The organism is Gilvibacter sp. CC01 (genome assembly GCF_055755295.1).
Map to the genome: position 1 here is coordinate 1318876 of NZ_CM146909.1, position 22252 is coordinate 1341127.

General features: G+C 43.6%; 21 protein-coding genes. 10 read left to right on the top strand and 11 right to left on the bottom strand.

Translation table 11 applies throughout. The features are described 5' to 3' along the window. Positions 1–67 precede the first annotated feature (67 nt). Positions 68–1120 carry a glycosyltransferase gene (locus tag AC0J2F_RS06220; RefSeq protein WP_473009286.1) on the top strand — a complete coding sequence of 351 codons (1053 nt, stop codon included), beginning with the start codon at positions 68–70 and terminating at the stop codon, positions 1118–1120. Here the strand turns inward: AC0J2F_RS06220 and AC0J2F_RS06225 are convergent. Both AC0J2F_RS06225 and AC0J2F_RS06230 read right to left on the bottom strand, forming a co-directional pair. Beyond that, the gene (locus tag AC0J2F_RS06225) at positions 1103–2143 is read right to left on the bottom strand and encodes a sensor histidine kinase (protein WP_473009287.1); all 1041 of its coding nucleotides are present in this window, start codon (positions 2141–2143) and stop codon (positions 1103–1105) included. The genes AC0J2F_RS06220 and AC0J2F_RS06225 overlap by 18 nt on opposite strands. 16 nt (positions 2144–2159) lie before the next feature. Continuing rightward, entirely contained in the window at positions 2160–2843 is a 684-nt protein-coding gene (locus tag AC0J2F_RS06230) for a response regulator transcription factor (RefSeq protein ID WP_473009288.1), read from the bottom strand. Positions 2844–3147: 304 nt separating this feature from the next. On the opposite strand from AC0J2F_RS06230, the gene AC0J2F_RS06235 reads away from it, so the two are divergent. From AC0J2F_RS06235 to AC0J2F_RS06250, 4 genes are all read left to right on the top strand, one after another. After that, positions 3148–4104 (top strand): T9SS type A sorting domain-containing protein, encoded by a 957-nt coding sequence (locus AC0J2F_RS06235; RefSeq protein WP_473009289.1) that lies wholly within the window; start codon positions 3148–3150, stop codon positions 4102–4104. Between the two features lie 85 nt (positions 4105–4189). Continuing rightward, entirely contained in the window at positions 4190–5164 is a 975-nt protein-coding gene (locus AC0J2F_RS06240; RefSeq protein WP_473009290.1) for a LuxE/PaaK family acyltransferase, read from the top strand. Further along, on the top strand, positions 5165–6208 hold the full coding sequence (locus AC0J2F_RS06245) for a hypothetical protein (RefSeq protein WP_473009291.1): 1044 nt from the start codon (positions 5165–5167) through the stop codon (positions 6206–6208). It abuts the gene before it with no gap. Between the two features lie 6 nt (positions 6209–6214). Next, positions 6215–6727 (top strand): DUF350 domain-containing protein, encoded by a 513-nt coding sequence (locus AC0J2F_RS06250; protein WP_473009292.1) that lies wholly within the window; start codon positions 6215–6217, stop codon positions 6725–6727. Between the two features lie 165 nt (positions 6728–6892). Here the strand turns inward: AC0J2F_RS06250 and tyrS are convergent, their stop codons facing one another. Beyond that, entirely contained in the window at positions 6893–8191 is a 1299-nt protein-coding gene (gene tyrS, locus AC0J2F_RS06255) for a tyrosine--tRNA ligase (protein WP_473009293.1), read from the bottom strand. A gap of 99 nt (positions 8192–8290) precedes the next feature. Here tyrS and AC0J2F_RS06260 point away from each other — a divergent pair, with 99 nt between their 5' ends. Continuing rightward, entirely contained in the window at positions 8291–9298 is a 1008-nt protein-coding gene (locus tag AC0J2F_RS06260) for an NAD-dependent epimerase/dehydratase family protein (RefSeq protein ID WP_473009294.1), read from the top strand. On the opposite strand, the gene AC0J2F_RS06265 is transcribed toward AC0J2F_RS06260, so the two are convergent. The 3 genes from AC0J2F_RS06265 to AC0J2F_RS06275 are packed head-to-tail and all read right to left on the bottom strand — an operon-like array spanning position 9276 to position 11924. Further along, complete coding sequence (locus AC0J2F_RS06265) at positions 9276–9827, bottom strand: DUF4296 domain-containing protein (RefSeq protein ID WP_473009295.1); 552 nt, start codon at positions 9825–9827, stop codon at positions 9276–9278. The two genes, AC0J2F_RS06260 and AC0J2F_RS06265, sit on opposite strands and share 23 nt — an antisense overlap. Beyond that, positions 9827–11167 carry a dihydroorotase gene (locus AC0J2F_RS06270; protein WP_473009296.1) on the bottom strand — a complete coding sequence of 447 codons (1341 nt, stop codon included), beginning with the start codon at positions 11165–11167 and terminating at the stop codon, positions 9827–9829. The genes AC0J2F_RS06265 and AC0J2F_RS06270 overlap by 1 nt, the downstream gene beginning before the upstream one ends. Positions 11168–11192: 25 nt before the next feature. Further along, complete coding sequence (locus tag AC0J2F_RS06275; protein ID WP_473009297.1) at positions 11193–11924, bottom strand: polyprenol monophosphomannose synthase; 732 nt, start codon at positions 11922–11924, stop codon at positions 11193–11195. Between the two features lie 101 nt (positions 11925–12025). Between AC0J2F_RS06275 and AC0J2F_RS06280 the strand changes: the two genes are divergently transcribed. Next, positions 12026–12685, top strand: coding sequence for a DUF4271 domain-containing protein (locus AC0J2F_RS06280; RefSeq protein ID WP_473009299.1), 660 nt, complete (start codon positions 12026–12028; stop codon positions 12683–12685). A gap of 28 nt (positions 12686–12713) precedes the next feature. Beyond that, positions 12714–13463: a uroporphyrinogen-III synthase gene (locus AC0J2F_RS06285; protein ID WP_087525514.1), complete on the top strand. Its 750-nt coding sequence runs from the start codon at positions 12714–12716 to the stop codon at positions 13461–13463. Between the two features lie 47 nt (positions 13464–13510). On the opposite strand, the gene pckA is transcribed toward AC0J2F_RS06285, so the two are convergent. Together pckA and AC0J2F_RS06295 are read right to left on the bottom strand one after the other, a co-directional pair. After that, positions 13511–15118, bottom strand: coding sequence for a phosphoenolpyruvate carboxykinase (ATP) (gene pckA / locus AC0J2F_RS06290; protein WP_473009300.1), 1608 nt, complete (start codon positions 15116–15118; stop codon positions 13511–13513). An 83-nt stretch (positions 15119–15201) separates the two neighbouring features. Continuing rightward, entirely contained in the window at positions 15202–15594 is a 393-nt protein-coding gene (locus AC0J2F_RS06295; RefSeq protein ID WP_473009301.1) for a DUF423 domain-containing protein, read from the bottom strand. A gap of 59 nt (positions 15595–15653) precedes the next feature. Between AC0J2F_RS06295 and AC0J2F_RS06300 the strand changes: the two genes are divergently transcribed. After that, entirely contained in the window at positions 15654–17024 is a 1371-nt protein-coding gene (locus AC0J2F_RS06300; RefSeq protein WP_473009302.1) for a saccharopine dehydrogenase family protein, read from the top strand. Here AC0J2F_RS06300 and AC0J2F_RS06305 read toward each other — a convergent pair. The 3 genes from AC0J2F_RS06305 to leuS all read right to left on the bottom strand — a co-directional run bounded on the left by AC0J2F_RS06305 (position 17021) and on the right by leuS (position 21155). Beyond that, positions 17021–17713 carry a zinc metallopeptidase gene (locus AC0J2F_RS06305; RefSeq protein ID WP_473009303.1) on the bottom strand — a complete coding sequence of 231 codons (693 nt, stop codon included), beginning with the start codon at positions 17711–17713 and terminating at the stop codon, positions 17021–17023. The genes AC0J2F_RS06300 and AC0J2F_RS06305 overlap by 4 nt on opposite strands. 83 nt (positions 17714–17796) lie before the next feature. Beyond that, positions 17797–18318, bottom strand: a complete 522-nt coding sequence (locus AC0J2F_RS06310; protein ID WP_473009304.1) for a hypothetical protein — start codon at positions 18316–18318, stop codon at positions 17797–17799. Further along, the gene (gene leuS, locus AC0J2F_RS06315) at positions 18318–21155 is read right to left on the bottom strand and encodes a leucine--tRNA ligase (RefSeq protein WP_473009305.1); all 2838 of its coding nucleotides are present in this window, start codon (positions 21153–21155) and stop codon (positions 18318–18320) included. The genes AC0J2F_RS06310 and leuS overlap by 1 nt, the downstream gene beginning before the upstream one ends. A 211-nt stretch (positions 21156–21366) precedes the next feature. On the opposite strand from leuS, the gene AC0J2F_RS06320 reads away from it, so the two are divergent. Beyond that, positions 21367–22245 carry a cell division protein FtsX gene (locus tag AC0J2F_RS06320; RefSeq protein WP_473009306.1) on the top strand — a complete coding sequence of 293 codons (879 nt, stop codon included), beginning with the start codon at positions 21367–21369 and terminating at the stop codon, positions 22243–22245. Positions 22246–22252 lie beyond the last annotated feature (7 nt).

The window sequence follows — 22252 nt, forward strand, 5'->3', positions numbered from 1 at the left end:
AATTTTGGTAAAATTAAGGAAATAAAATCCCCCACCATATTGCTATTTTTGCAATTGAACACCCCAAATGAAACCGAACAAAACAATATTAGTTGCTCCCTTGAACTGGGGACTTGGACACGCCACCCGCTGTATCCCAATAATCCGTGCCTTATTGGCGCAGCATTTCAAGGTGCTCCTTGCCAGTGACGGTGTTGCCCTGGCCTTACTGCGTGAAGAGTTTCCGCAGTTGCCCTATAAAGAACTTCCGGGTTATAACATCAGTTACTCCAAGAAAAAACACTTGTTTAAAGCCCAAATGCTGTTGCAGAGCCCAAGAATGCTCAAAGCTGCAAAAGAAGAGCGCAAATTGGTAAAACAATGGGTAGCAGATGGTCTTGTGGATGGTATAATCTCTGACAATCGTTTAGGGGTAAGAAGCAGCGAGGTTTACTCAGTTTTTATTACGCATCAGTTAGAGGTGCTCAGTGGATCTACAACGGGCATTAGTTCTAAACTACACAAGCAGATCATCAAGAAATTTGACGCTTGTTGGGTGCCCGATCACAAGGCAAAACCAAACTTGTCCGGGCGTTTGGGACATCCGGCGAAGCCTCCTAAGAACACCAATTATATAGGTGCACTGAGTCGGTTTACAAAAAGAGACCTCCCTATAAAAAACGATTATTTGTTACTGCTCTCCGGCCCAGAGCCACAGCGCAGCCTCTTAGAAGATATCCTTCTTGAAGCTTTTAAAGACACTGACAAGCGTGTACTTTGTGTTTCAGGCAAGCCAGATGGTTCGCAAGAGCGATATGCTCACGGGGCAGTAAAAGTAGTTTCTTATATGACTTCTGAGGAACTCGAAACTGCCATTAACGCGAGTGAAGTGATCATTTCCAGATCAGGCTACACCACTATTATGGACCTGGCCGCATTAGAAAAGAAAGCTTTGTTTATTCCCACACCTGGGCAATACGAGCAAGAATATTTGGCAAAAAAGTTATCGGCCCAAGGCCTTGTTCCCTATGTTACTCAAGATCGATTTACTTTGGATGCCCTTGGCAAAGTACCATTATACTCTGGCTTGCGTATGGGTCATGATCAAATTAAGCTCTCGGACCTATTTGCTCATTTCTAGGGTAAAAGAGAATTCAGAACCCACACCGAGTTCACTCTCTACATAGATCTTCTCGCCATGTGCCTCTAGAATATGCTTTACGATAGCAAGGCCTAATCCGGAGCCACCTTCTTTGCGGGAACCACTTTTATCTACCCTAAAGAAACGTTCGAACAATCGCGTGAGATTCTCCTTTTCAATACCTTCTCCATTGTCGGTAACTCGAATGATCACCTTATTTTGGATCAGATCTTCTACGCTTACCTCTGTGGTTCCGTCCTGTTTTCCGTATTTGATCGAGTTTACGATAAGATTGGTTATTACCTGTTGGATACGCTCTCGATCTGCATAAACCATGATCGGTTTTGCGTATTGGGTATCAAAAGTCAAGGTGATTCCTTTCTTCTGAGCTCGCATTTCGAATAGGTCGAAGACGTTTTGCAAAAGTTCTATGATGTCAAAGCGTTCTTTGTTCAAGTTCAGATCTCCCACCTCTAATTTAGAGATCATGTCCAGGTCTTGAACAATTACGATAAGTCGCTCTACTCCTTTACTAGCTCGTTCTAGATATTTACGACGAACTGCCTTGTCTTTCAAGGCCCCATCTAATAAAGTGAGTATATAGCTCTGCACGGTAAACAATGGTGTTTTGAGTTCGTGGGAGACATTACCCATAAACTCTTTCCGATAGTTCTCACGGATCTGCATAGCCTCGATCTCCATGCGTTTCTCTCTGGTGAATCGCTCTACAGATTTAGAAAAAGACGCCAGATCGGTGGTGACACTATCGTTCTCCAAAGTGGTTTCTTCTAAGGAACTAACCTCGTCGTAAATACTCTTGATCTGCCTCAGAATAAATCTGCGCGTGCGTAATTCTACAACGAGTATTCCCAGTATCCAAATGGAAAGAAAGGCACCGACCACATACCAAAGGTTTAATTGATCGGTAAATCTTAAAAATAAGAAGAACACGAAGCTTATTACAATCGCAAGATAAAGCGATGTCACCACCGCAAAAGAATATTTTGAATCAGATTTAGACACTAATTAGCTAAAGGAATTAGACAATAAATTTATAGCCTACACCCTTAACCGTTTTAAAACTTTTATCTCCGATCTTTTCGCGCAGTTTTCTGATGTGAACATCGATAGTTCTACCTCCAACGATAACCTCGTTACCCCAAACTTTTTCTAAGATCTCTTCTCGTTTAAAGACCTTCCCGGGTTTAGAAGCCAATAAAGCGAGTAGTTCGAACTCCTTACGAGGCAAGAACAACTCCTTCCCTTTTTTGATGATCTTATACTCTTCTCTGTTGATCACCAGATCTCCCAAACTTACTGCACTACTTGATTCCTCAGCATCTTTGAAGCGTCTTAAGAGCGCTTTTACCTTACTGACCAAAACTTTAGGTTTGATGGGTTTGGTGATGTAATCATCAGCTCCAGCTTCGAAACCAGCGACCTGAGAGTAATCTTCTCCTCTGGCTGTTAAAAAGGCAATGATGGTCTCTGAGAGCGCTGGGATAGCACGCAATTTTTCGCAGGCTTCCATGCCGTCCATCTCTGGCATCATCACGTCGAGAATAATGAGATGTGGGTTGATCTTTTTAGCGACTTCGATAGCTTCCAATCCGTTTTCTGCTGTCGCGATCTGATAACCCTCGTTAGAGAGGTTGTACCCAACGATTTCTAAGATATCTGGCTCGTCGTCAACCAGGAGAATCTTCATATCCTTTTTCTTCATCGATTTCAATTTTGACAGGCGGCAAACTCAATTTCACCAGCGGTTTACATCATATCCAAGCGGATTTGAATGACTCAAAGATAATGTTATTTGAAGGCGGGTGCCTATTACCTCTACAAGATATAAACTTTATGTAAAGCAATCAAAACATTCGGTTAACATAGTCTGCTGCAGCTAAAGGACGCTACAATAAGTGGTAAGACCCGTGTTATTATAAAGTTAAGAGGCTTTTTTTAGAAATAATTTAAGAGGCTGCTAGAGGTATTATTGTATCTTTGTATCATCAATTTTAACTAAAGTAATAATGAAGAAAATTACACTCATTGCAACCCTTATGCTAGCAGGACTCGTGCAGGCGCAGACGGTAGTAATTTCAAGTACAAGTTTTGAAGAGGAAGTTATTGAAGCCGGAGTAAACGACGGACAATACACAGACACAGGTGATGCAGCTGTTGCGCATGATCTTATCAACAACGCGGGTGAAACTCCTGTGGATCAGTTTGGAGGAACAGAAATGGAAGTGAACGCGCGTTATACGCCTTATGACGAGCCAGGTACTGGTCTAACTGACGGAGATTTCGTAGGGGTTACTAACTTTACTGGAACAGTTGGTGCCTTCACTGACGGGGTTCAGGGTTACCAATTTCAGGATTCTGACGGTAATATGATCGTTGAATTCGAAGAATTGGATCTTACAGGATTTCAAAACGTAAGCGTTAGTATAGACTACTTTATCCAGGCAACTGGCTACGAATACGCAGACGGAGCTAACAGCAGTGCGAACGATGTGATCCGCATTTTTGTGAGAGACATTACTGGATCTACAGAGATCGACATCTTGAACACTTTTGGTTCTGACATCAACGATCTTGGTATCGAAGGAGCTTGGTTGAACGGATCTGTAAATGTTCCAGACGAGGCTACTATCCAATTGGTTATCGAATTCCGTTCTAACTCTGGATCTGAAGCTATGTTCATTGACAACATAGTAGTACAAGGAGAAGAGGTTCTAGGTGTAGACACTCAGAACAACAACGGATTCACCATGTATCCTAACCCAGCAACTAGTGACGTGCTTAACATCGTATCTGCTACAAACCAAACAAAAAACGTAGTGGTCTATGACGTTCTAGGGCAAAAAGTTTTACAATCTCAGGTGACTAATTCTCGCTTGAACATTGGAGCTTTGTCTTCTGGAATCTACTTGGTTCAGGTTACTGAGAACGGTGCTACTTCTACAAAGAAATTAGTGGTTCGTTAATTCGAACGTTAGATTATACTTAAGGCGCTTCCTGGATTGGGAAGCGCTTTTTTTTTAATTATTTTTAGTCCGCAATTCAGCGCGAATGGATCCCAAACAACTGCTAAGAGATACTACGGCCGAAAACTTTTTAGAGTCGGCCCTAAAAGTCTTTGAGTATCAGTACGCACATTGCAGTCCTTACAGACAATTTTGCGACTATTTGGGGCGCGATCCTGAACGGGTGACACAACTAGAGGACCTTCCATTTATGCCTGTGGAACTATTTAAGGAGCATCGTCTTATTTCCGATCAAAAATCCGAAGCAATAACTTTTAGAAGTAGTGGGACAACTGGCAGTGTTCCCAGTGAACATTTTGTAGCAGACCCTTCCCTTTATGAGCTGAGTTTCACCCTCGGATTTGAAAAGTACTACGGTTCATTAAATGACTATGTGATCTTAGGATTACTCCCGAGTTATCTTGAGCGCAACGACGCCTCTTTGGTCTATATGGTAGATCAGTGGATCAAAACGAGCGGAGATACAAGAAGTGGCTTTTATTTGGATGACTTGGCCGGCTTACGCCAAATGGTGATTCAATTAGAAGAAGAGAACCAGCCATATTTGCTGATCGGAGTATCTTTTGCACTTCTGGACTTGGCCGAATTAGGTCCCCTACCTGTAAAAAAGGGTATAATTATGGAAACCGGAGGTATGAAAGGCCGTCGGAAAGAAATGATAAGAACGGAGCTTCACGCCGAGCTTCAAAAAGCCTTTGGGCCAATAGCGATACATTCTGAATACGGCATGACAGAGCTCTTGTCTCAAGCTTACTCCAAAGGAGCTGGCATTTTCACAGGCCCTCCGTGGATGAAAATTCTAACCCGCCAACCCAACGACCCCTTGCACTACCTCTCTGGTGGTACGGGCGGCGTCTCTGTGATAGACCTAGCCAACTACTATTCCTGCAGTTTTATCGCTACCCAAGACCTGGGTAGGGTTTATCCTGATGGCAGTTTCGAAATTTTAGGTAGATTTGATCAAAGCGATCTACGCGGATGCAATCTTATGGTTCTTTAAATGAGTAAATCGGCTAGCAATCTGGCAAGAGGCTGTTTGTGGCTGGTTTTATTATTGCTGATCACCCTTGCGGTCTTTGGGGCACTCTATGCCTTTGGCATAAAATCCGGGCTGATCTATTTTATAGCGGTGGTGGCAGCCAGCTGGTTGGTAAAACAAATTTTAAGACCCAAAGCAGAGACCGATGTCATTTCTAGAATGCGTTTCCGCATCATTTTTATATTGGTGCTGATGATCTGTTTCGCAGTTTTCTTGCATAAAGTGGGAGAACACACCGCGACCTATAGCTACGACTATTCCGAAGAAAACACCGTGAGGGCAGACACCCTTCTTGTGAATGAGCAAGCCATTCCTATCTGGAGTTCATATCGCAATTGGAAAGACAATAACGGCAAATCCTACCAAGGACCACTTAGAGTAACTCAAGAAGACTATCTAGCGCTTCAAGACATAGCTGCGACTTACCAACCTGCAGGGAATCCGAGGTATTTCTGGGGAGATCTATACGCCTTTTTAGATAATAGAAGCCAAGAGAGTCTGGCCTTGCTCTACGAAACTTTCGCCCTAATAGGAGAACAACAGCAGCTTAATCAAATGGAGTTTGCCCAAATGGTGACCAGTTGCATCCAAGACATACCCTATGCCTTGGTGTTTCAGGGAGTTTGCCAAAACGCAGATCAGTACGAAGACGATAATATTAGAACCATATTGCAAAATTGCCCAGACTGCTGTATAGGCAACAAGGTATTTGGCATACAAGCGCCTGCGGAATTCATCGCCACACTAAAAGGAGACTGTGATACACGTACTGTGTTGCTGTACAGTGTGCTCAAGCACTTTGATTATGATGTAGCTATCCTGAACAGCAGTTACTACAGGCATTCTATTTTAGGCTTGAATATTCCCGCCAGTGGCCTTTACAAGGTGTGGCGCGGTAAACGCTATTATGTGTGGGAGACCACCTCAAAATATTTCAGAATCGGTCAACTCAGCGCCAATATGGACGACCTGACGCATTGGGAGATCGTTTTAAACAGTAAATAATTGGTTATGGACAATTTGTTTTATTTATCGCTACTGGAGTTAGTCATTGGATTGATCCTCTCCGTTGGTATTTTCTTTATGAGTTTTAAACTCCTTAGATACTTTTTCTTTAGGCAAGAACGCCTTGAGGCTTCTAATCAGGCTTTTGCCATTTTCTGCGGAGGGATATTTATCTCGATCGGCTTGATTCTAAGCGAGCTTGTTCCCTCGATAACCAATGTGGTCCGAGCTGCCGTTGTTCAAGATCCAGGCTTAAGTACAGGGCAGGTTCTGACTTATGCTGGCCTAAGTTTAACTGTAGGCTTCATTGTAGCTGTGCTTATAAACGCAGCAGTATTCCTCTTGTTCTCGGCCTTGACCAAACGCATCAATGAGTTCGAAGCCATTAAGGATAACAATGCAGCCGTAGCGACCATGGTCTCCAGTTTGCTAATTGCCATTACCTTGATTGTCAAAGACTCCATAGCTGTTTTGATTAGCACGATGGTTCCCTTTCCAGAGGTTTCAAACTTTTTGTAAGCTTTAGAAAATATTACGACTGATTACCCAAGAATGAGAAAGTAACTTTTTAAACGCGATGCTAAGACGCGTTTTCTATGAAAGAGAAAAAAGTTAATCTTCATAATTTGGTTAGTTAATTAGTTGGTTAGAAAAAAACCCGCTTCCAAGGAAGCGGGTTTTTACTTAGTCTACAATCTGATAGACCAGATAATTCTTCTTTCCACGTTGCAGTAGGATAAACTTATCGTTAATAAGGTCTGATGCGTCTAAGGTCTTGTCTTCAGATACCTTCTCCTTATTTACCGAGATAGAATTCTCTTTAAGCGCACGGCGCGCTTCTCCATTTGACTTTAAAAAGCCCGAATGTTCTACAAGAGCGGCAATCATATCTATTCCTTGATCCAAGGTTGCTCTAGCTAGTTCCGCCTGAGGCACTCCGGAGAAAACATCTAAAAAAGTCTGTTCGTCTAATGCGCGTAAACCATCCGCAGTGGCTTTACCAAATAAAATATTAGACGCAGCTACGGCTTGCTCCAAGGCCTCTTGTCCATGAACCGTTGTGGTCACTTCCTCTGCCAAACGCTTTTGTAATAAACGCATATGTGGTTGCTCTTTGTGCTCGGCAATAAGCTGCTCAATGGTATTTTGATCTAAGAAAGTAAAGATCTTTATGTAATTCTCTGCGTCTTCATCGGCAGCGTTAATCCAGTACTGGTAAAATTTGTAAGGAGAAGTGCGTTTTGGATCCAACCATACATTGCCTCCTTCGCTTTTCCCAAATTTACTGCCATCGCTCTTGGTGATCAGGGGGCAAGTCAATGCGTAGCCTTTTCCTCCGCCAATACGACGAATAAGCTCGGTACCTGTTGTAATATTACCCCATTGATCGCTTCCTCCCATCTGTAGGGTACAGTTTTCATGCTGATACAAATGCAAGAAATCATAGCCTTGCACCAATTGATAGGTGAACTCGGTAAATGACATACCTTGTGCGGCTTCTCCCGAAAGGCGATTCTTAACCGAATCTTTGGCCATCATATAGTTCACTGTAATGTGTTTGCCGACATCACGAATAAAATCCAGAAAAGAGAATTCTTTCATCCAATCGTAATTGTTCACCATTACCGCCTGATTATCTGCTCCGGAGTCAAAATCGAGAAAATGAGACAACTGCTTGCGCACACACTCCTGATTGTGACGCAAAGTAACTTCGTCCAAAAGGTTGCGTTCGCTAGATTTACCGGAAGGGTCTCCGATCATCCCGGTTGCACCACCAACCAAAGCTACAGGCTTGTGTCCCGCACGCTGAAAATGTGCCAAAAGCATAATGGGGACCAAGTTCCCAATGTGCAGGGAATCTGCAGTTGGATCAAAACCAACATAGGCAGCACGCATGGCCTCATTAAGGTGTTCTTCTGTCTCGGGCATCACATCGTGAATCATCCCTCTCCATTGCAATTCGGCAACAAAATTGGTCGGCATCGCTATAAATTTTGGGCAAAGATAGCCGACCCCCTCTCAATATGAAAGTCAGGGCGGGAATTTTAACTGCATTTGCTGTGATTGCAGTACCTTAGCAGTATGATTCTTGTAACTGGAGCCACCGGTTTAGTGGGCAGTCATTTAGTCTGTAGCCTCACCGCTCAAGACCATAAGGTCCGCGCGATATATCGCGACAAGGCCAGTTTGGAAAAGTTTAAGATGGTCGCGGCCAGGTATCCCAAAGCACAATTGGATAAGGTAGAATGGCTAGAGGCCGATCTTTTAGATCTTATCTCTTTAGAAGCTGCTTGCCAAGGAATCACCACCATATATCACGCCGCAGCCTTTATTTCCTTTGACCCGAGAGACCAACGAAAACTAAGAAAGATCAACATAGAAGGCACGGCGAACTTGGTCAATGTAGCCCTTAGCAAAGGCGTTACTAAGATCTGTCATATCAGCTCCGTAGCCACCTTGGGCAAGGCTCTTGCGGGTCAAGCCATAACCGAAGAAACCGAATGGAATCCGCAGCAACCCGGAAGCGGCTACGCCATTTCTAAATACGGCGCAGAAATGGAGATCTGGCGCGGTGGCCAAGAAGGTCTAAAAGTGTGTATGCTACTCCCCTCGGTGATATTAGGAGAAGGGCACTGGAATTCCGCCAGTGGCAATCTTATTAAAAAAGGAGCTAATGGTATGCCTTTTTACACTCCTGGAGGATCTGGCTTTGTAGATGTTCAGGATGTAGTAAAAGCAGCAATTCTCATTGCGAATAGTGCGGCTTGCGAAGGAGAGAAGTTCCTCTTATCTGCCTACAATAAGGACTATAAGAGCTTTTTCACCGATCTGGCTGTGCATTTTAGCAGTAATGAACCCAAATATAAAGTCCCGCAATGGTGCATGCGCATAGCGGCAAGCACAGATTGGTTAGCCAGTCGAATTTTGGGAACGCCGCAACGCTTATCTCAGGCCTTGGTAGACTCCATCTATAAACAATCCAATTATTCAAGCGACAAAATAAAGGAGAAGCTCGATTTTGAGTTCACGCCTTGGGAACAGACCATTGAGCGAATCTGCGATGCTTTTAAAGCCCAGAATCATTTTTAGATTTAGGGGCGATCTCTCCCTGAAGCGTTCTTTTAACTGGTGGTTTTGTGAGACTGTCTTCGGTCTTAGCTGGAATTGAGGTATCAATTTCTGTACTGTCCTGTACACCTAAGCCAAGGCTGTCTCGTCTACGCTTCTGCAGTTCACGCATAGAGTCCTTGTAGCGCTTCTTGTCTTCTTCCTCTTGTTGAACTATAGAATCAACTTCTCGGAATCTGGCATTGATATTCTCCTGAACTTGGAGAAACATATCTCTGTAATTGTCCAGATCCGTGCTGTAAAAGGCATTACTCTTCTCGTATTGCAAACTATCAATATCGTATTTCTTGTAGATGTACTCGGTAAGCGCTATTTGCTCTCTGAGTAAGATAGTCCTGTTGAAATTCTTAGAAGCATTGGCCAAATAAGCATCTGTGTACACTTGGATCATCGTTTCCCTATCTATGAGGTTCTCGGGAGCCTCAGGATACTTTATATCCTGACACTGCCAAAGCAGGAGTGCGATGCCTATGTACCAGAGTTTCTTCATTAACGATTAAAGGTCAGACGTTCGGCCTTAGGTTTTTCCATCAGATGGAAATTCTCGTAAGCCAAGGTACCATTTATAAAAGTATGCGTAACACGCGATTTAAAACTGGTTCCTTCAAAAGGAGACCAACCGCATTTGTACATGATATTGTCCTTATTTACAGTCCAAGGGGCACTAGGATCTACCAAAACAAGATCCGCCTTATACCCTTTTCGAATATAACCACGGTCTTTAATCTCAAAGAGAACAGCTGGGTTGTGACACATCTTCTCTACCAACTTTTCTATAGATATGACCCCTTGATGCACATATTCCATAAGCGCTACCAAAGCATGCTGTACCAATGGCCCCCCAGAAGGAGCCGAGGTATAAGGATTGGATTTTTCCTCCAAAGTGTGTGGTGCGTGATCAGTGGCAATAACATCGATCTTATCTGATAGTAAAGCCTTCCAGAGGCCTTCTTTATCTTTAGCGGTCTTTACTGCCGGATTCCACTTGATCTTAGACCCTTTGGTTTTGTAATCCTCATCTGTAAAATGCAAGTGATGCACACAAACCTCTGCAGTGATCTGCTTGTCTTTAAGCGGTTTTTTATTGCTGAAGAGTTTAGTCTCTTTGGCTGTAGAAAGGTGGAACACATGAATACGAGCTCCTGTTTTCTTAGCCAAGGCCACAGCCTGACTCGATGAAATATAGCAGGCCTCTTCACTGCGGATCTTAGGGTGTAGCTCCATTGGAATGTCATCACCGTAGATCTCTATATGCTTTTTTAGGTTTTCACGAATGGTTTGCTCGTCCTCACAATGCAAGGAAATTCTAAGGTCTGTACTAGAGAAAATGGCCTCCAATACTTCAGGATCGTCCACCAACATATTTCCGGTTGAAGACCCCAAGAACAATTTGATACCAGCCACTTTGGTCGGATCCACTTTTTTAAGCTCCTCTAAATTGTCATTGGTCCCACCAAACATAAAAGAGTAGTTAGACCAAGAAACCTCAGCTGCTCTACTAAATTTCTCTTCTAGTAGTTTAATAGTTGTGGCTTGTGGCACAGTGTTCGGCTGTTCTATAAAAGTGGTGATCCCTCCGGCAACCGCCGCTTTGGATTCACTTTCAATATCTCCTTTGTGGGTCAAACCAGGTTCTCTAAAATGCACCTGATCGTCTATAACTCCAGGGATCAAAAAAGATCCATCTGCATCGATAACCTTGGTATCGGCAGACTTTACGCTAATGCTATCGGCAACATCTGCGATACGATCTCCTTGGATCAGTACATCGCCTTTCATTACCTGCCCCTCATTAACTATTTGGGCATTTTTTATAAGAATATCTCTCATTGTTTGGTTTGTTTGGGTTGGAAGTCTATAGTTCTAAACGTCCAAACAGGCGTTTTAGTCGCATGCCTATCACACCAAAAATAGCTTCTGATATGATACCTTTACTCATTTTAGACTCCCCTTGAGTTCGGTCGGTAAAGATAACGGGAACCTCGGTGATTTTAAAATTTAAAAGATAGGCTTTGTACTTCATTTCGATCTGGAATGCATAACCTACAAAGCGGATCTTGTCCAACTGAATAGTTTCTAGAACTTCCCGCTTATAACATACAAATCCGGCGGTAGTATCAAACACCTTAATACGGGTAATGAAACGCACATATTTAGAAGCGATCCAACTCAGCAAAACTCTGCTCATGGGCCAGTTCACAACGTTGACTCCCGTTACATAACGCGACCCAACTGCCAGATCTGCCCCTTGCTTTGCGCAAGCGTTATAAAGCCTCAACAAATCATTCGGATTGTGCGAAAAATCGGCGTCCATTTCGAAAATGTATTCGTAAGGTCTTGCTAAAGCCCACTTAAAACCGTGAATGTAAGCAGTTCCGAGTCCTTGCTTACCAGATCGCTCTTCTAGATGTAGTCTACCAGGGAATTCCTTTTGCAAGGCCTTGACCAGCCCCGCAGTTCCGTCCGGCGAATTGTCGTCTACCACCAGCACATCTAAAGCGCGCTGCAAGGAGAATACATTGCGCAGCAAGCGCGAGATGTTCTCAGCTTCGTTATAGGTGGGTATGACTACAAGTCCTTCTGACATGCCTGTTTTGAGGCAAATGTAGTTTTTTTCAACTAAAGAAATGTGAAGATTTTTGTAATTGATCGGCTGCATACAAGCGACATTTAGGTTACCTTTAGACGGTGGAAATCGCCGAACTCAGTCTTAGAGAAATAACCTCAGATTCTTGGATCATTAGCCTGGTAGTTTTAGCCCTGCTGATCCTGGCTATCGCCGCCTACAATTACCAGGAGAGTTTTCGGAGTTTTTTACAATTGCCGTTGAGCAATCGCTATTTTATAATCTCTGGTAAATCGCAACACACAACTAGCCCATTTCCGACCCTATTGTTTTTGGTTGGACTTATTGGAGCGGCACTGTACGGAAGTTTTTTAAGTGTTGAATTAAATGCAGGCAGTTCTCCAGGTCTATCCTTTTTTTTGCAAATGACTGCAGCAATATTCGGCTTTTTCAGTATCAAATTCCTCTTAACGCGACTTCTAGGAGTTGTTTTTAAGTTGGAAGACCTAGTAGGGACCTATGTTTTCGAAAAATTGAGCTTTCTGAATCTGATCGGATTAGGACTTCTTGGATTCTGTGTAGTTTATCGATACGGTCCACTACAAAGTGAATGGGTCTTATACCTCGCAGGACTGCTCGCGATAGGAGCTTATATTATGGGCCTGATTTACAGCTACAAAAACAATGAAAACCTGATTTTTCGCAATTTCTTCTATTTTATTTTATATCTTTGCGCACTTGAAATTTCACCCTTTATTCTGCTGTATAAAGTGCTGATTTAAAAGGATGAAAAAGGAAAAAAACGGGGATATGAAAGTGAAAACAATTTTGGTGTCTCAACCAGAGCCTAAAGTAGAGAATTCTCCTTATTTCAACTTGGTTGAAAAACATAAGGTAAAGATCGACTTTAGACCTTTTATTCACGTAGAAGGTGTGTCTGCTAAAGATGTACGCTCGCAAAAGGTTGACCTTGCCAATTATACGGCTATCATACTTACCAGTCGTAATGCCGTAGATCACTTCTTTAGAATTGCAGAAGAAATGCGTTTTAAAGTACCGGATACTTTAAAGTATTTCTGCCAGTCAGAAGCGGTGGCTTATTATTTGCAAAAGTATGTTGTATATCGCAAGCGTAAGATCTACGTAGGTAAACGCACATTTGCAGAGCTGATCCCGTTGATCAAAAAATATAAGAACGAATCTTTCCTTTTACCCTCATCTGATATGTTAAAGCCGACAGTACCGGCCTTATTGGACGAAGTTGGTGTAAACTGGAAACAAGCGACCTTCTATAAAACCGTTGTAAGTGATCTTTCTGATCTTCGCAACGTTTACTACGATATCTTAGTTTTCTTTAGCCCGAGCGGAATCAAGTCTCTCTTTGAGAATTTCCCAGATTTCGAGCAAAACGACACGCGTATTGCGGTCTTCGGAAACACTACAGTAAAAGCGGCTTCAGAACGCGGCTTGGAGATCAATATTCAAGCACCGACCCCAGAAACCCCATCGATGACCATGGCACTGGAAAAATACATTGCAGAAGTCAACAAGAAGAAATAAAAAAAGCTCCGCACATTGCGGAGCTTTTTAGTTTATCTAAGAGCTGTTTACTTTAAAGGTCCTCCGGCTAGAATTTCCTCGCTGGCCATATCATCAAACTGTTTGAAGTTCTCTCTAAAACTCGACGTAAGTTTGGCAGCTGTCTTATAATAACCTTCGTCATTATTCCAAGTCTTCCGAGGACTCAAAACCTCATCAGGAACATTTGGACAAGTTCTTGGCTGATGCACTCCAAATACGGAGTGTATGTGGTAGTTGTCCTTATTGGCCGCTTCTAGACTTCCGTCCATAGCCGCAGTGATCATAGCACGGGTGTATTTGAGCTTCATACGCGTACCTACACCATAAGGTCCTCCGGTCCATCCTGTATTGACTAACCAAACATTTACACCAGCCTCTTGCATCTTCTTGCTCAGCATTTCTGCGTACTTGGTTGGGTGTAAAGGCATGAATGGAGCTCCGAAGCAAGCAGAAAAACTTGGCACAGGCTCGTCTATACCCGCTTCTGTTCCTGCCACTTTAGCCGTATATCCACTAATGAAGTGATACGCAGCTTGTCCTGGAGTTAGTTTCGAAATTGGAGGTAGTACTCCAAAAGCATCCGCAGTTAGAAAGAAGATATTCGTTGGGTTCTTACCTATAGAAGGCACTTGAATATTTTCGATGTGATAAATCGGATAGCTTACTCGTGTATTTTGTGTGATGGAAGAATCGGTATAATCCACTACGCCGTTCTCGTCCATGATCACATTTTCTAGGATCGCACCTTTTTTGATCGCATCGTAGATCTCTGGCTCGCTTTCTCGAGACATATTGATCACTTTGGCGTAACAACCACCTTCGAAGTTGAAGATAGTATTCTCTGCTGTCCAGCCGTGCTCGTCGTCACCAATGAGCTTTCTGTTAGGATCTGCAGATAAGGTTGTTTTCCCGGTACCCGAAAGTCCGAAGAAAATAGAAGTGTCACCATCTTTCCCAACATTAGCAGAACAGTGCATTGGTAAAGTGTTCTCGAAAACAGGAAGTGTAAAGTTCAACGAACTGAATATCCCTTTTTTAATCTCTCCCGTATAAGCTGTTCCACCTACTATTGCAGTTTTTCTAGTAAAGTTTAGAATGGCAAAGTTGTGCTGACGGGTGCCGTCTAGTTCGGCATCTGCCATAAAACCTGGAGCGTTGATCACAGTCCATTCCGGGCTGAAACCTTCTAGCTCAGAATCTTTTGGGCGCAAGAACATATTGTAAACAAACATATTGGACCACGGATACTCATTGATCACGCGGATGTCTGTACGATAATTCGGATCGGCGCAAGCATAGCAATCCCGAACGTAGATCTCCTTTTCGCTTAAATAAGCAGTGATCTTGTCGTAAAGCGCATCGAACTTATCAGAATCAAAGGGAATATTAATAGGACCCCACCAAATTCTGTCTTTGGTAATGTCGTCTTTAACGATAAAACGGTCCATGGGGGACCGTCCTGTGAATTCTCCTGTATTTACCGCAAGTGCACCATTGTAGGCTTCGCGACCCATGCCTTTGGCTATGGTAATGTCGTGTAATTGTTCTGGCGTTAGTTGGTAGTTAACCTTCGCGTTCTTTATTCCGTAGTTGTCTAACGAAATCGTTTTCGTGGAAGGGGTGTTGTCGACCATTATTTTTTAATTTATCAGATGTCTAATTGGTTTACAAAAATAGAAATTAATGCCTAAACAGGGCGCGAAATCTAGCTTTTTACTTAGGATTTACGCCACAGCGCCAGCAAGAGGCGCAGCCAACCGAAAATTAGTAAGGTACCGCCAAGAGGAGTTATAAAAACCAAAGGTCCAGGTGTAAAGTCCCATACTTCCGTGAATGCAAGTACGTATAAAGATCCGGAGAAAAAAATGACCCCTATCAGCCACAAGTAATACACTTGTTTTAGCGCTTTTTTATCTAAAGAGCTCACCAAAGACAACCACATAAGCGCCAAGCCTTGATAGACTTGATACCTTACCCCAACCTCAAAGTTGGCCAATTTCTCGGCAGATAACAGCGCCTCAAGGGCATGAGCACCAAAGGCACCTAAAACAATAGAAAGGGCGGTAAAGATAATTCCCGCAAGAGCAAAATTTTTGTGTTCAATCCGCATGAGCTAAGAGGTACAATTTGTATTTTCGCAGCACTACGAAGGTACAAAATTAAGCCACCATGCGTGAACTTTTAATTATAGGAGCTGGTCGTTCTGCCAGCAGTTTGATCAACTATCTACTAGACAAATCAGCCTCAGAAAATTTGAACATCACCATAGGCGATCAGTCTATACAAGCCGCTCAAAAGTTCACCGATGGGCACCCTAATGCGAGAGCTATCATGCTCGATGTCTTTAACGAAAAAGACCGCAGAGCTGCGGTTCAAAGTGCAGACTTGGTGATTTCCATGCTTCCCGCTCGTTTTCATATAGAGGTGGCCAAAGACTGTTTGGAGTTTGGCAAACATATGGTTACCGCCTCTTATGTGAGCGATGAAATGCTCAGTTTAGATACTAAGGCCAAGTCTAAAGGTTTGGTTTTTATGAATGAAATTGGCTTGGACCCAGGGATAGATCATATGAGCGCCATGCTTGTCATCGACAGAATTCGCGATAATGGTGGAAAAATGTTGCTTTTTGAGTCCTTTACCGGAGGCTTAATTGCTCCGGAGAGCGACAACAACCTCTGGCATTACAAGTTCACTTGGAATCCGCGTAATGTGGTTGTAGCTGGTCAAGGTGGTGCTGCGGAGTTCATCCAAGAAGGCACCTACAAATACATTCCCTACCACAGACTCTTTAGAAGAACCGAGTTCTTAGACATAGAAGACTACGGCCGATTTGAAGCCTACGCCAACCGTAACTCACTTAAATATCGCGAGGCCTACAGCTTGGAAGACGTATTGACCTTATACAGAGGCACCATAAGGCGTGTTGGCTTTAGCCGCGCTTGGAATATGTTTGTTCAGTTGGGCATGACAGACGATAGTTATCATCTGCAGAACACAGAAACAATGACCTATCGGGAATTCGTAAATTGCTTTTTACCCTACTCGCCTACAGATTCCGTCGAACTAAAGATGCGCCACAACTTAAAGATCGATCAGGACGACGAGATGTGGGACAAACTCATGGAATTGGATCTCTTTAACAACAAAAAGACCATCGGCATTAAAAATGCTACTCCAGCGCAAGCCCTGCAAAAGATCTTGATGGACAAATGGACCTTAGACGATAACGATAAGGACATGATAGTAATGTACCACAAGTTCGGTTACGAACTAAACGGCAAGCGCAAACAAATAGACTCCAATATGGTTATCATTGGAGAGGATACTGTAGAAACGGCCATGGCCAAAACAGTTGGACTGCCGGTAGCCATAGCCGCTTTAAAGATCTTAAATGGTGAAATCACTACTCCAGGAGTACAGATTCCTATTGCTAAAGAAGTCTACGAGCCTATTCTAAAAGAACTCGAAGATTACGGCATAGTATTTAAAGAGAACTTTACCGATTACTTGGGCTATAACCCAGACAATATCGCCGGTTAATCACGGCTCCCCATAAACATCATAATAAAGTAGACCAAAGTCGCTAAAGAGCCTAAGGCAGCTACCACATAGGTACGGGCAGCCCATTTTAGAGCGTCTTTAGAACCGGCATACTCTTGCTGGGTCACCATATTTTCGCGCTCCAACCAAGCCAGCGCTCTGTTAGAAGCATCGAATTCCACGGGCAAAGTGATAAAGGCAAACAATGTGGTTACGGCAAAGAGTCCGATACCAACACTAAATACGGCAGTACCAAAAGCACTCCCGGCAGAGGCAAGCACCAAGCCTGCAATTATAACAATGTTAGACAATTTACTCGCAATCCCAACCGCAGGTACGATCTTAGAACGCATAGTAAGCCAAGAATAGGCTGTGGCGTGTTGTACGGCGTGCCCTACTTCGTGTGCGGCCACAGCAGCAGCAGCAGCGTTACGCTGATTGTAGACTCCTTCACTAAGGTTAACCGTCTTCTTTAAGGGATTGTAATGGTCTGTAAGCATTCCAGGCGTAGAAATGACCTGAACATCGCGAATGCCGTGATCGTCTAGCATCTTCTGGGCGATCTCAGCTCCGCTCATCCCATTTTGCAAACGCACCTTGGAATACTTTTTAAACTTGCTTTTTAGGGTGTTGCTCACATACGCACTTACCAAAAAGATAATTCCACCCAGTATATAATATCCTAACATTCGTGTCTTGTTTAATTCAATTAAAGATACAAATAGACAGCAAATTTGCTGCCAAATTTTAAAGTGGAATTTTTGTCAGGCTTTTAGTCGCGTCTGGTCAGATAGGCACGCTGTACCACCCTAACCGGATAGCTTTTTACTTCGGGAATTTCTTCGGATGTACCCCCGCTAATTTCAGCTTTATCAGTTTGCACCATAGTGATCTCGAAGATCATCCGCCTGTCTGTAAAGAATTCTTCTCGTGTTGTGATAAGATTGCCCTGCACTTCAAAGATGCTGATCAGGGTTTGACCTACCAAGCGGGCATCTAATACAATGTCATTCTGCTCATCAACCCGATACAACCCTTTGTTGGCATCTACTGTTTTGAGCAAATATTGCCGCGGAGCTTGTCCCTGATACCCTAAAACATAGTTATACACACCTAAAGTATCGGTAGCAGATAGCTCAAAGCTCATGTCGATTTCTTGAACATTGCTGCCATTATCTATGGTCAGCTTTCCGCTATATCGACCAAAAAAGTCGTCTGGAAATTTCACGGAATCTGCAGGCATGTCTTGTCCAAACATACAAGTTGTAGTAAACAAGAAGAGCAGAATTCTCATTAGCCTACAATGTTTACGATCTTACCAGGAACAACAATTACCCGTTTAGGAGTGCGGCCTTCCAGATACTGCTGTGTCTTCTCGTCTGCTAGAACAGCAGCTTCTATTGCAGCTTTATCCATATCCATAGGTAGCTCCATGGTAAAGCGCATTTTCCCGTTGAAAGAGATCGGGTAAGCCTTTGTGCTTTCTACCAAGTAGGCCTCGTTAAACTCCGGATACTGCACTTTAGATATTCCCTCTTCGTGGCCTAGTTTTGCCCAAAGCTCCTCTGCGATATGTGGCGCATAAGGAGAGATCAATACGGCTAAAGGCTCCAAAATAACCCGACTATTACATTTGCTTGCTGTTAATTCGTTAACGGCGATCATAAAGGTGGAGACGGAAGTGTTGAAGCTAAAGGCCTCAATGTCTTCTGTCACCTTTTTGATAGTCTTGTGCAAGGTCTTAAGCTGCTCCGCTGTAGGTTCTGTATCTGTGGCATTAAAACTACCTTCTGGCCCGCTGTGGTAGAGTTTCCAGAGTTTTTTTAAGAAACTATGAACTCCAGTTATACCAGCAGTATTCCAGGGTTTGGCCTGCTCTAAAGGTCCTAAGAACATCTCGTACATACGCAGGGTGTCTGCCCCATATTGCTCGCAGATATCGTCTGGATTTACTACGTTGAACCAACGCTTAGACATTTTTTCTACTTCGCGGCCAACGATGTATTTCCCGTTCTCCAATTCAAATTCGGCATCCGCAAATTGGGGCTGCCACTTTTTAAGAGCTTCCACATCTAACTCATCCGAAGCATTTACCAAGTTCACATCTACTCTGAGAGCATCGGTGTCTATGTCTTTGGCCAAACCTGCAGACACATAGGTGTTTGTCCCCTTTTTTCTGTAAACAAGGGCGCTAGTTCCAAGGATCATCCCTTGGTTGATCAGTTTTTTAAACGGCTCATCTACCTTAATGAATCCGCGGTCGTACAAGAACTTCACCCAAAAACGACTGTACAACAAATGCCCTGTGGCGTGCTCGCTTCCTCCAATGTAGAGGTCTACGTTCTGCCAATAATCTAATGCAGCCTCGCCGGCAAAATCTTCCGTGTTCTGAGCATCCATATAGCGGAAAAAATACCAACTACTCCCCGCCCAACCTGGCATGGTGTTAAGCTCTAAAGGGAAAACAGTCATATGATCCACTTTATCGTTAGCAACCACCTGATTATTCTCGGTATCCCAAGCCCAAACATCGGCGCGACCCAAAGGTGGATCTCCGTCTTCTGTTGGCAAATACTTCTCTACCTCTGGCAACACCAAGGGAAGGTGTTCACTAGGTATCATTTGCGGCAAACCTTTCACATAATAGACCGGAAAAGGTTCTCCCCAATAACGCTGTCTGGAAAAGACCGCATCGCGGAGTCTGTAATTGATCTTGCGCTTACCACTACCCAAAGCCTCTAACTTATCGATTACTGCATTGAAAGCCTCTTTATAAGGCATGCCACTCACAAAGTCACTGTTGGTGATCACGGTGCCTTCTTTATCTGTGTGAGCCTCCTCTGATACGTCTACATCTTGAAAAATGTTGACTATAGGAATATTAAAATGCGTAGCAAAGTCCCAATCGCGCTGATCTCCACATGGAACAGCCATAACCGCGCCGGTTCCATATCCGGCAAGTACATAATCGCCAATCCAGATAGGCACAGGCTCTTCTGTTAGCGGATGTTTGGCGTAGGCTCCGGTAAAGACTCCAGTAATATTTTTAACATCGGCCATACGATCGCGTTCCGAACGCTTAGCCGTGGCAGCAATGTATTCTGCTACCTCTTTGCGCTGCTGATGCGTGGTTATTTTGCCAACCAGATCGTGTTCTGGCGCCAAAGTAACAAAGGTCGCTCCGTAGATGGTATCTGGTCGCGTGGTAAAGACCTCTATGGGAGCATCGGCTATGTTTACATCGTCTGAAATGACCTTGAAGATCACCGAAGCACCTTCTGATTTACCAATCCAGTTTCGCTGCGATTCTTTTAGGGAATCTGTCCAGTCAATAGTATCCAACCCTTGCAGTAAACGTTCTGCATAGGCAGAGATACGCATGCTCCACTGCAGCATTTTTTTGCGAATCACAGGGAATCCACCGCGCTCGCTCACCCCGTTCACTATCTCGTCATTGGCCAGAACAGTTCCTAAACCTGGGCACCAGTTGACCTCGGTCTCTGCCAAATAGGCCAAGCGGTACTGCAAGAGTACTTTTTGCTTACGCTCGTCACTGTAGTTGTTCCAGGTCTCTGCCGTGAATGGAACCACCTCGTTGTCACAACGCGCATTGATGCCGACATTTCCTTCTTCTTCAAAGACCTTAACCAGCTCACTGATAGGATAGGCTTGTTCGTGCGATTTACAATACCAGCTCTCGTAGAGTTGTTGGAAGATCCACTGGGTCCAGCGGTAGTATTCCGGGTCCGAAGTTCGCACCTCGCGTGACCAGTCAAAAGAGAAGCCCATCTTGTCGAGCTGCTCACGGTAACGCGCAATATTTTCTTTGGTGGTGATGGCTGGGTGTTGCCCAGTCTGAATTGCGTATTGCTCGGCGGGTAGCCCGAAGGAGTCATATCCCTGCGGATGCAAAACATTAAATCCTTTATGACGTTTGTAACGCGAGTAGATATCACTGGCTATATATCCTAAAGGATGTCCTACGTGAAGTCCAGCTCCTGAAGGGTAAGGAAACATGTCCAAAACATAATATTTCGGATCGGCTGTTTCATTAGATGCCTTAAAGGACTCTTGGTCTGCCCAATACTGTTGCCATTTTTGTTCGATGGCGTTAAAGTGATAACTGCTCATTGCCAGATTTTATGCGCGAATTGGTAATTTTCTAATTGCCTAAAAACAATAGCCGCAAAGTTAAAAATTATTGTGCCAATAGCCCACAGGAAATCCGCAGTAAAATTGGGCCTTTAGAAATTCAAACAGACGAAAACCAAAACTTTAGACGTTATTAAGGCAGCCTCCAAAAAAGGATGTATTTTTACCTCTAGTAAAGCCCAAGCCCGATATGAGTTCCAAATACGAAAAGTTCCAAAAAAGACGCCTGATCTCATCTTACTTCTCTGTAGTTCTGAGTATCACCTTGGTCTTGTTCCTTTTGGGAATGTTGGGGCTCATCGTATTGAACTCCAAACAAGTGGGCGACTATTTTAAAGAGCAGATTCCCTTTTCGGTTTATTTGAAAGACGATGCTAAAGAAGCCGATGTGACCCAGCTACGACAAGGCTTAGCCATGGCAGATTATGTAAAATCTGCCACCTATGTTTCCAAACAGCAAGCGGCAGAGGCACATGCCGAGGCTATAGGTGAAGACTTCATGGATTATCTAGGGTACAATCCGCTGCAAAACAGCATTGACGTATACCTCAACGCGGACTACGTAACTGCCAATACCTTTGAAGAAATTACCAACGAACTCTTAGACAAACCCTTTGTAGAAGAGGTAGAATACGACAAACCTTTGGTAGAAAAATTGGAAAGCAATGTTAAACGCATAAGCCTTTGGATGCTTGTGATTACAGGTGTTTTCTTGGTTATCGCCGTATTGCTTATAAATAGTTCTATCAGACTTTCGGTTTATGCCAAGCGTTTTACAATCAAGACCATGCAAATGGTTGGAGCCACCAAAGCCTTTATTCGCAGACCATTTATTTGGCAAAACATAAAACTTGGATTACTCAGTGCGATCTTGGCCATGGCAGGCATGTTGGGGGTGTTATATTACCTGCAAAAGAGCTTTGCCGAACTCAACCTATTAGACGATAAGCTACTACTAGGCGGTCTTTTTGGTGGAGTACTTGTCTTTGGGTTCCTGATCTCTTGGGCAAGCACTTATTTTGCAACGCAACGCTTTTTAAACCTGCGTATAGACGAGCTTTACAACTAAAGCTGCA

Bases quoted from the DNA above. Each gene is read 5' to 3' on its own strand.
- AC0J2F_RS06235 (WP_473009289.1), top strand. From the start codon at position 3,148: ATGAAGAAAATTACACTCATTGCAACCCTTATGCTAGCAGGACTCGTG.
- AC0J2F_RS06260 (WP_473009294.1), top strand. From the start codon at position 8,291: ATGATTCTTGTAACTGGAGCCACCGGTTTAGTGGGCAGTCATTTAGTC.
- AC0J2F_RS06265 (WP_473009295.1), bottom strand. From the start codon at position 9,827: ATGAAGAAACTCTGGTACATAGGCATCGCACTCCTGCTTTGGCAGTGT.
- AC0J2F_RS06300 (WP_473009302.1), top strand. From the start codon at position 15,654: ATGCGTGAACTTTTAATTATAGGAGCTGGTCGTTCTGCCAGCAGTTTG.
- AC0J2F_RS06295 (WP_473009301.1), bottom strand. From the start codon at position 15,594: ATGCGGATTGAACACAAAAATTTTGCTCTTGCGGGAATTATCTTTACC.
- AC0J2F_RS06270 (WP_473009296.1), bottom strand. From the start codon at position 11,167: ATGAGAGATATTCTTATAAAAAATGCCCAAATAGTTAATGAGGGGCAG.
- tyrS (WP_473009293.1), bottom strand. From the start codon at position 8,191: ATGCCGACCAATTTTGTTGCCGAATTGCAATGGAGAGGGATGATTCAC.
- AC0J2F_RS06220 (WP_473009286.1), top strand. From the start codon at position 68: ATGAAACCGAACAAAACAATATTAGTTGCTCCCTTGAACTGGGGACTT.
- AC0J2F_RS06250 (WP_473009292.1), top strand. From the start codon at position 6,215: ATGGACAATTTGTTTTATTTATCGCTACTGGAGTTAGTCATTGGATTG.
- pckA (WP_473009300.1), bottom strand. From the start codon at position 15,118: ATGGTCGACAACACCCCTTCCACGAAAACGATTTCGTTAGACAACTAC.
- AC0J2F_RS06285 (WP_087525514.1), top strand. From the start codon at position 12,714: ATGAAAGTGAAAACAATTTTGGTGTCTCAACCAGAGCCTAAAGTAGAG.
- AC0J2F_RS06240 (WP_473009290.1), top strand. From the start codon at position 4,190: ATGGATCCCAAACAACTGCTAAGAGATACTACGGCCGAAAACTTTTTA.
- leuS (WP_473009305.1), bottom strand. From the start codon at position 21,155: ATGAGCAGTTATCACTTTAACGCCATCGAACAAAAATGGCAACAGTAT.
- AC0J2F_RS06310 (WP_473009304.1), bottom strand. From the start codon at position 18,318: ATGAGAATTCTGCTCTTCTTGTTTACTACAACTTGTATGTTTGGACAA.
- AC0J2F_RS06245 (WP_473009291.1), top strand. From the start codon at position 5,165: ATGAGTAAATCGGCTAGCAATCTGGCAAGAGGCTGTTTGTGGCTGGTT.
- AC0J2F_RS06305 (WP_473009303.1), bottom strand. From the start codon at position 17,713: ATGTTAGGATATTATATACTGGGTGGAATTATCTTTTTGGTAAGTGCG.
- AC0J2F_RS06275 (WP_473009297.1), bottom strand. From the start codon at position 11,924: ATGTCAGAAGGACTTGTAGTCATACCCACCTATAACGAAGCTGAGAAC.
- AC0J2F_RS06320 (WP_473009306.1), top strand. From the start codon at position 21,367: ATGAGTTCCAAATACGAAAAGTTCCAAAAAAGACGCCTGATCTCATCT.
- AC0J2F_RS06230 (WP_473009288.1), bottom strand. From the start codon at position 2,843: ATGAAGAAAAAGGATATGAAGATTCTCCTGGTTGACGACGAGCCAGAT.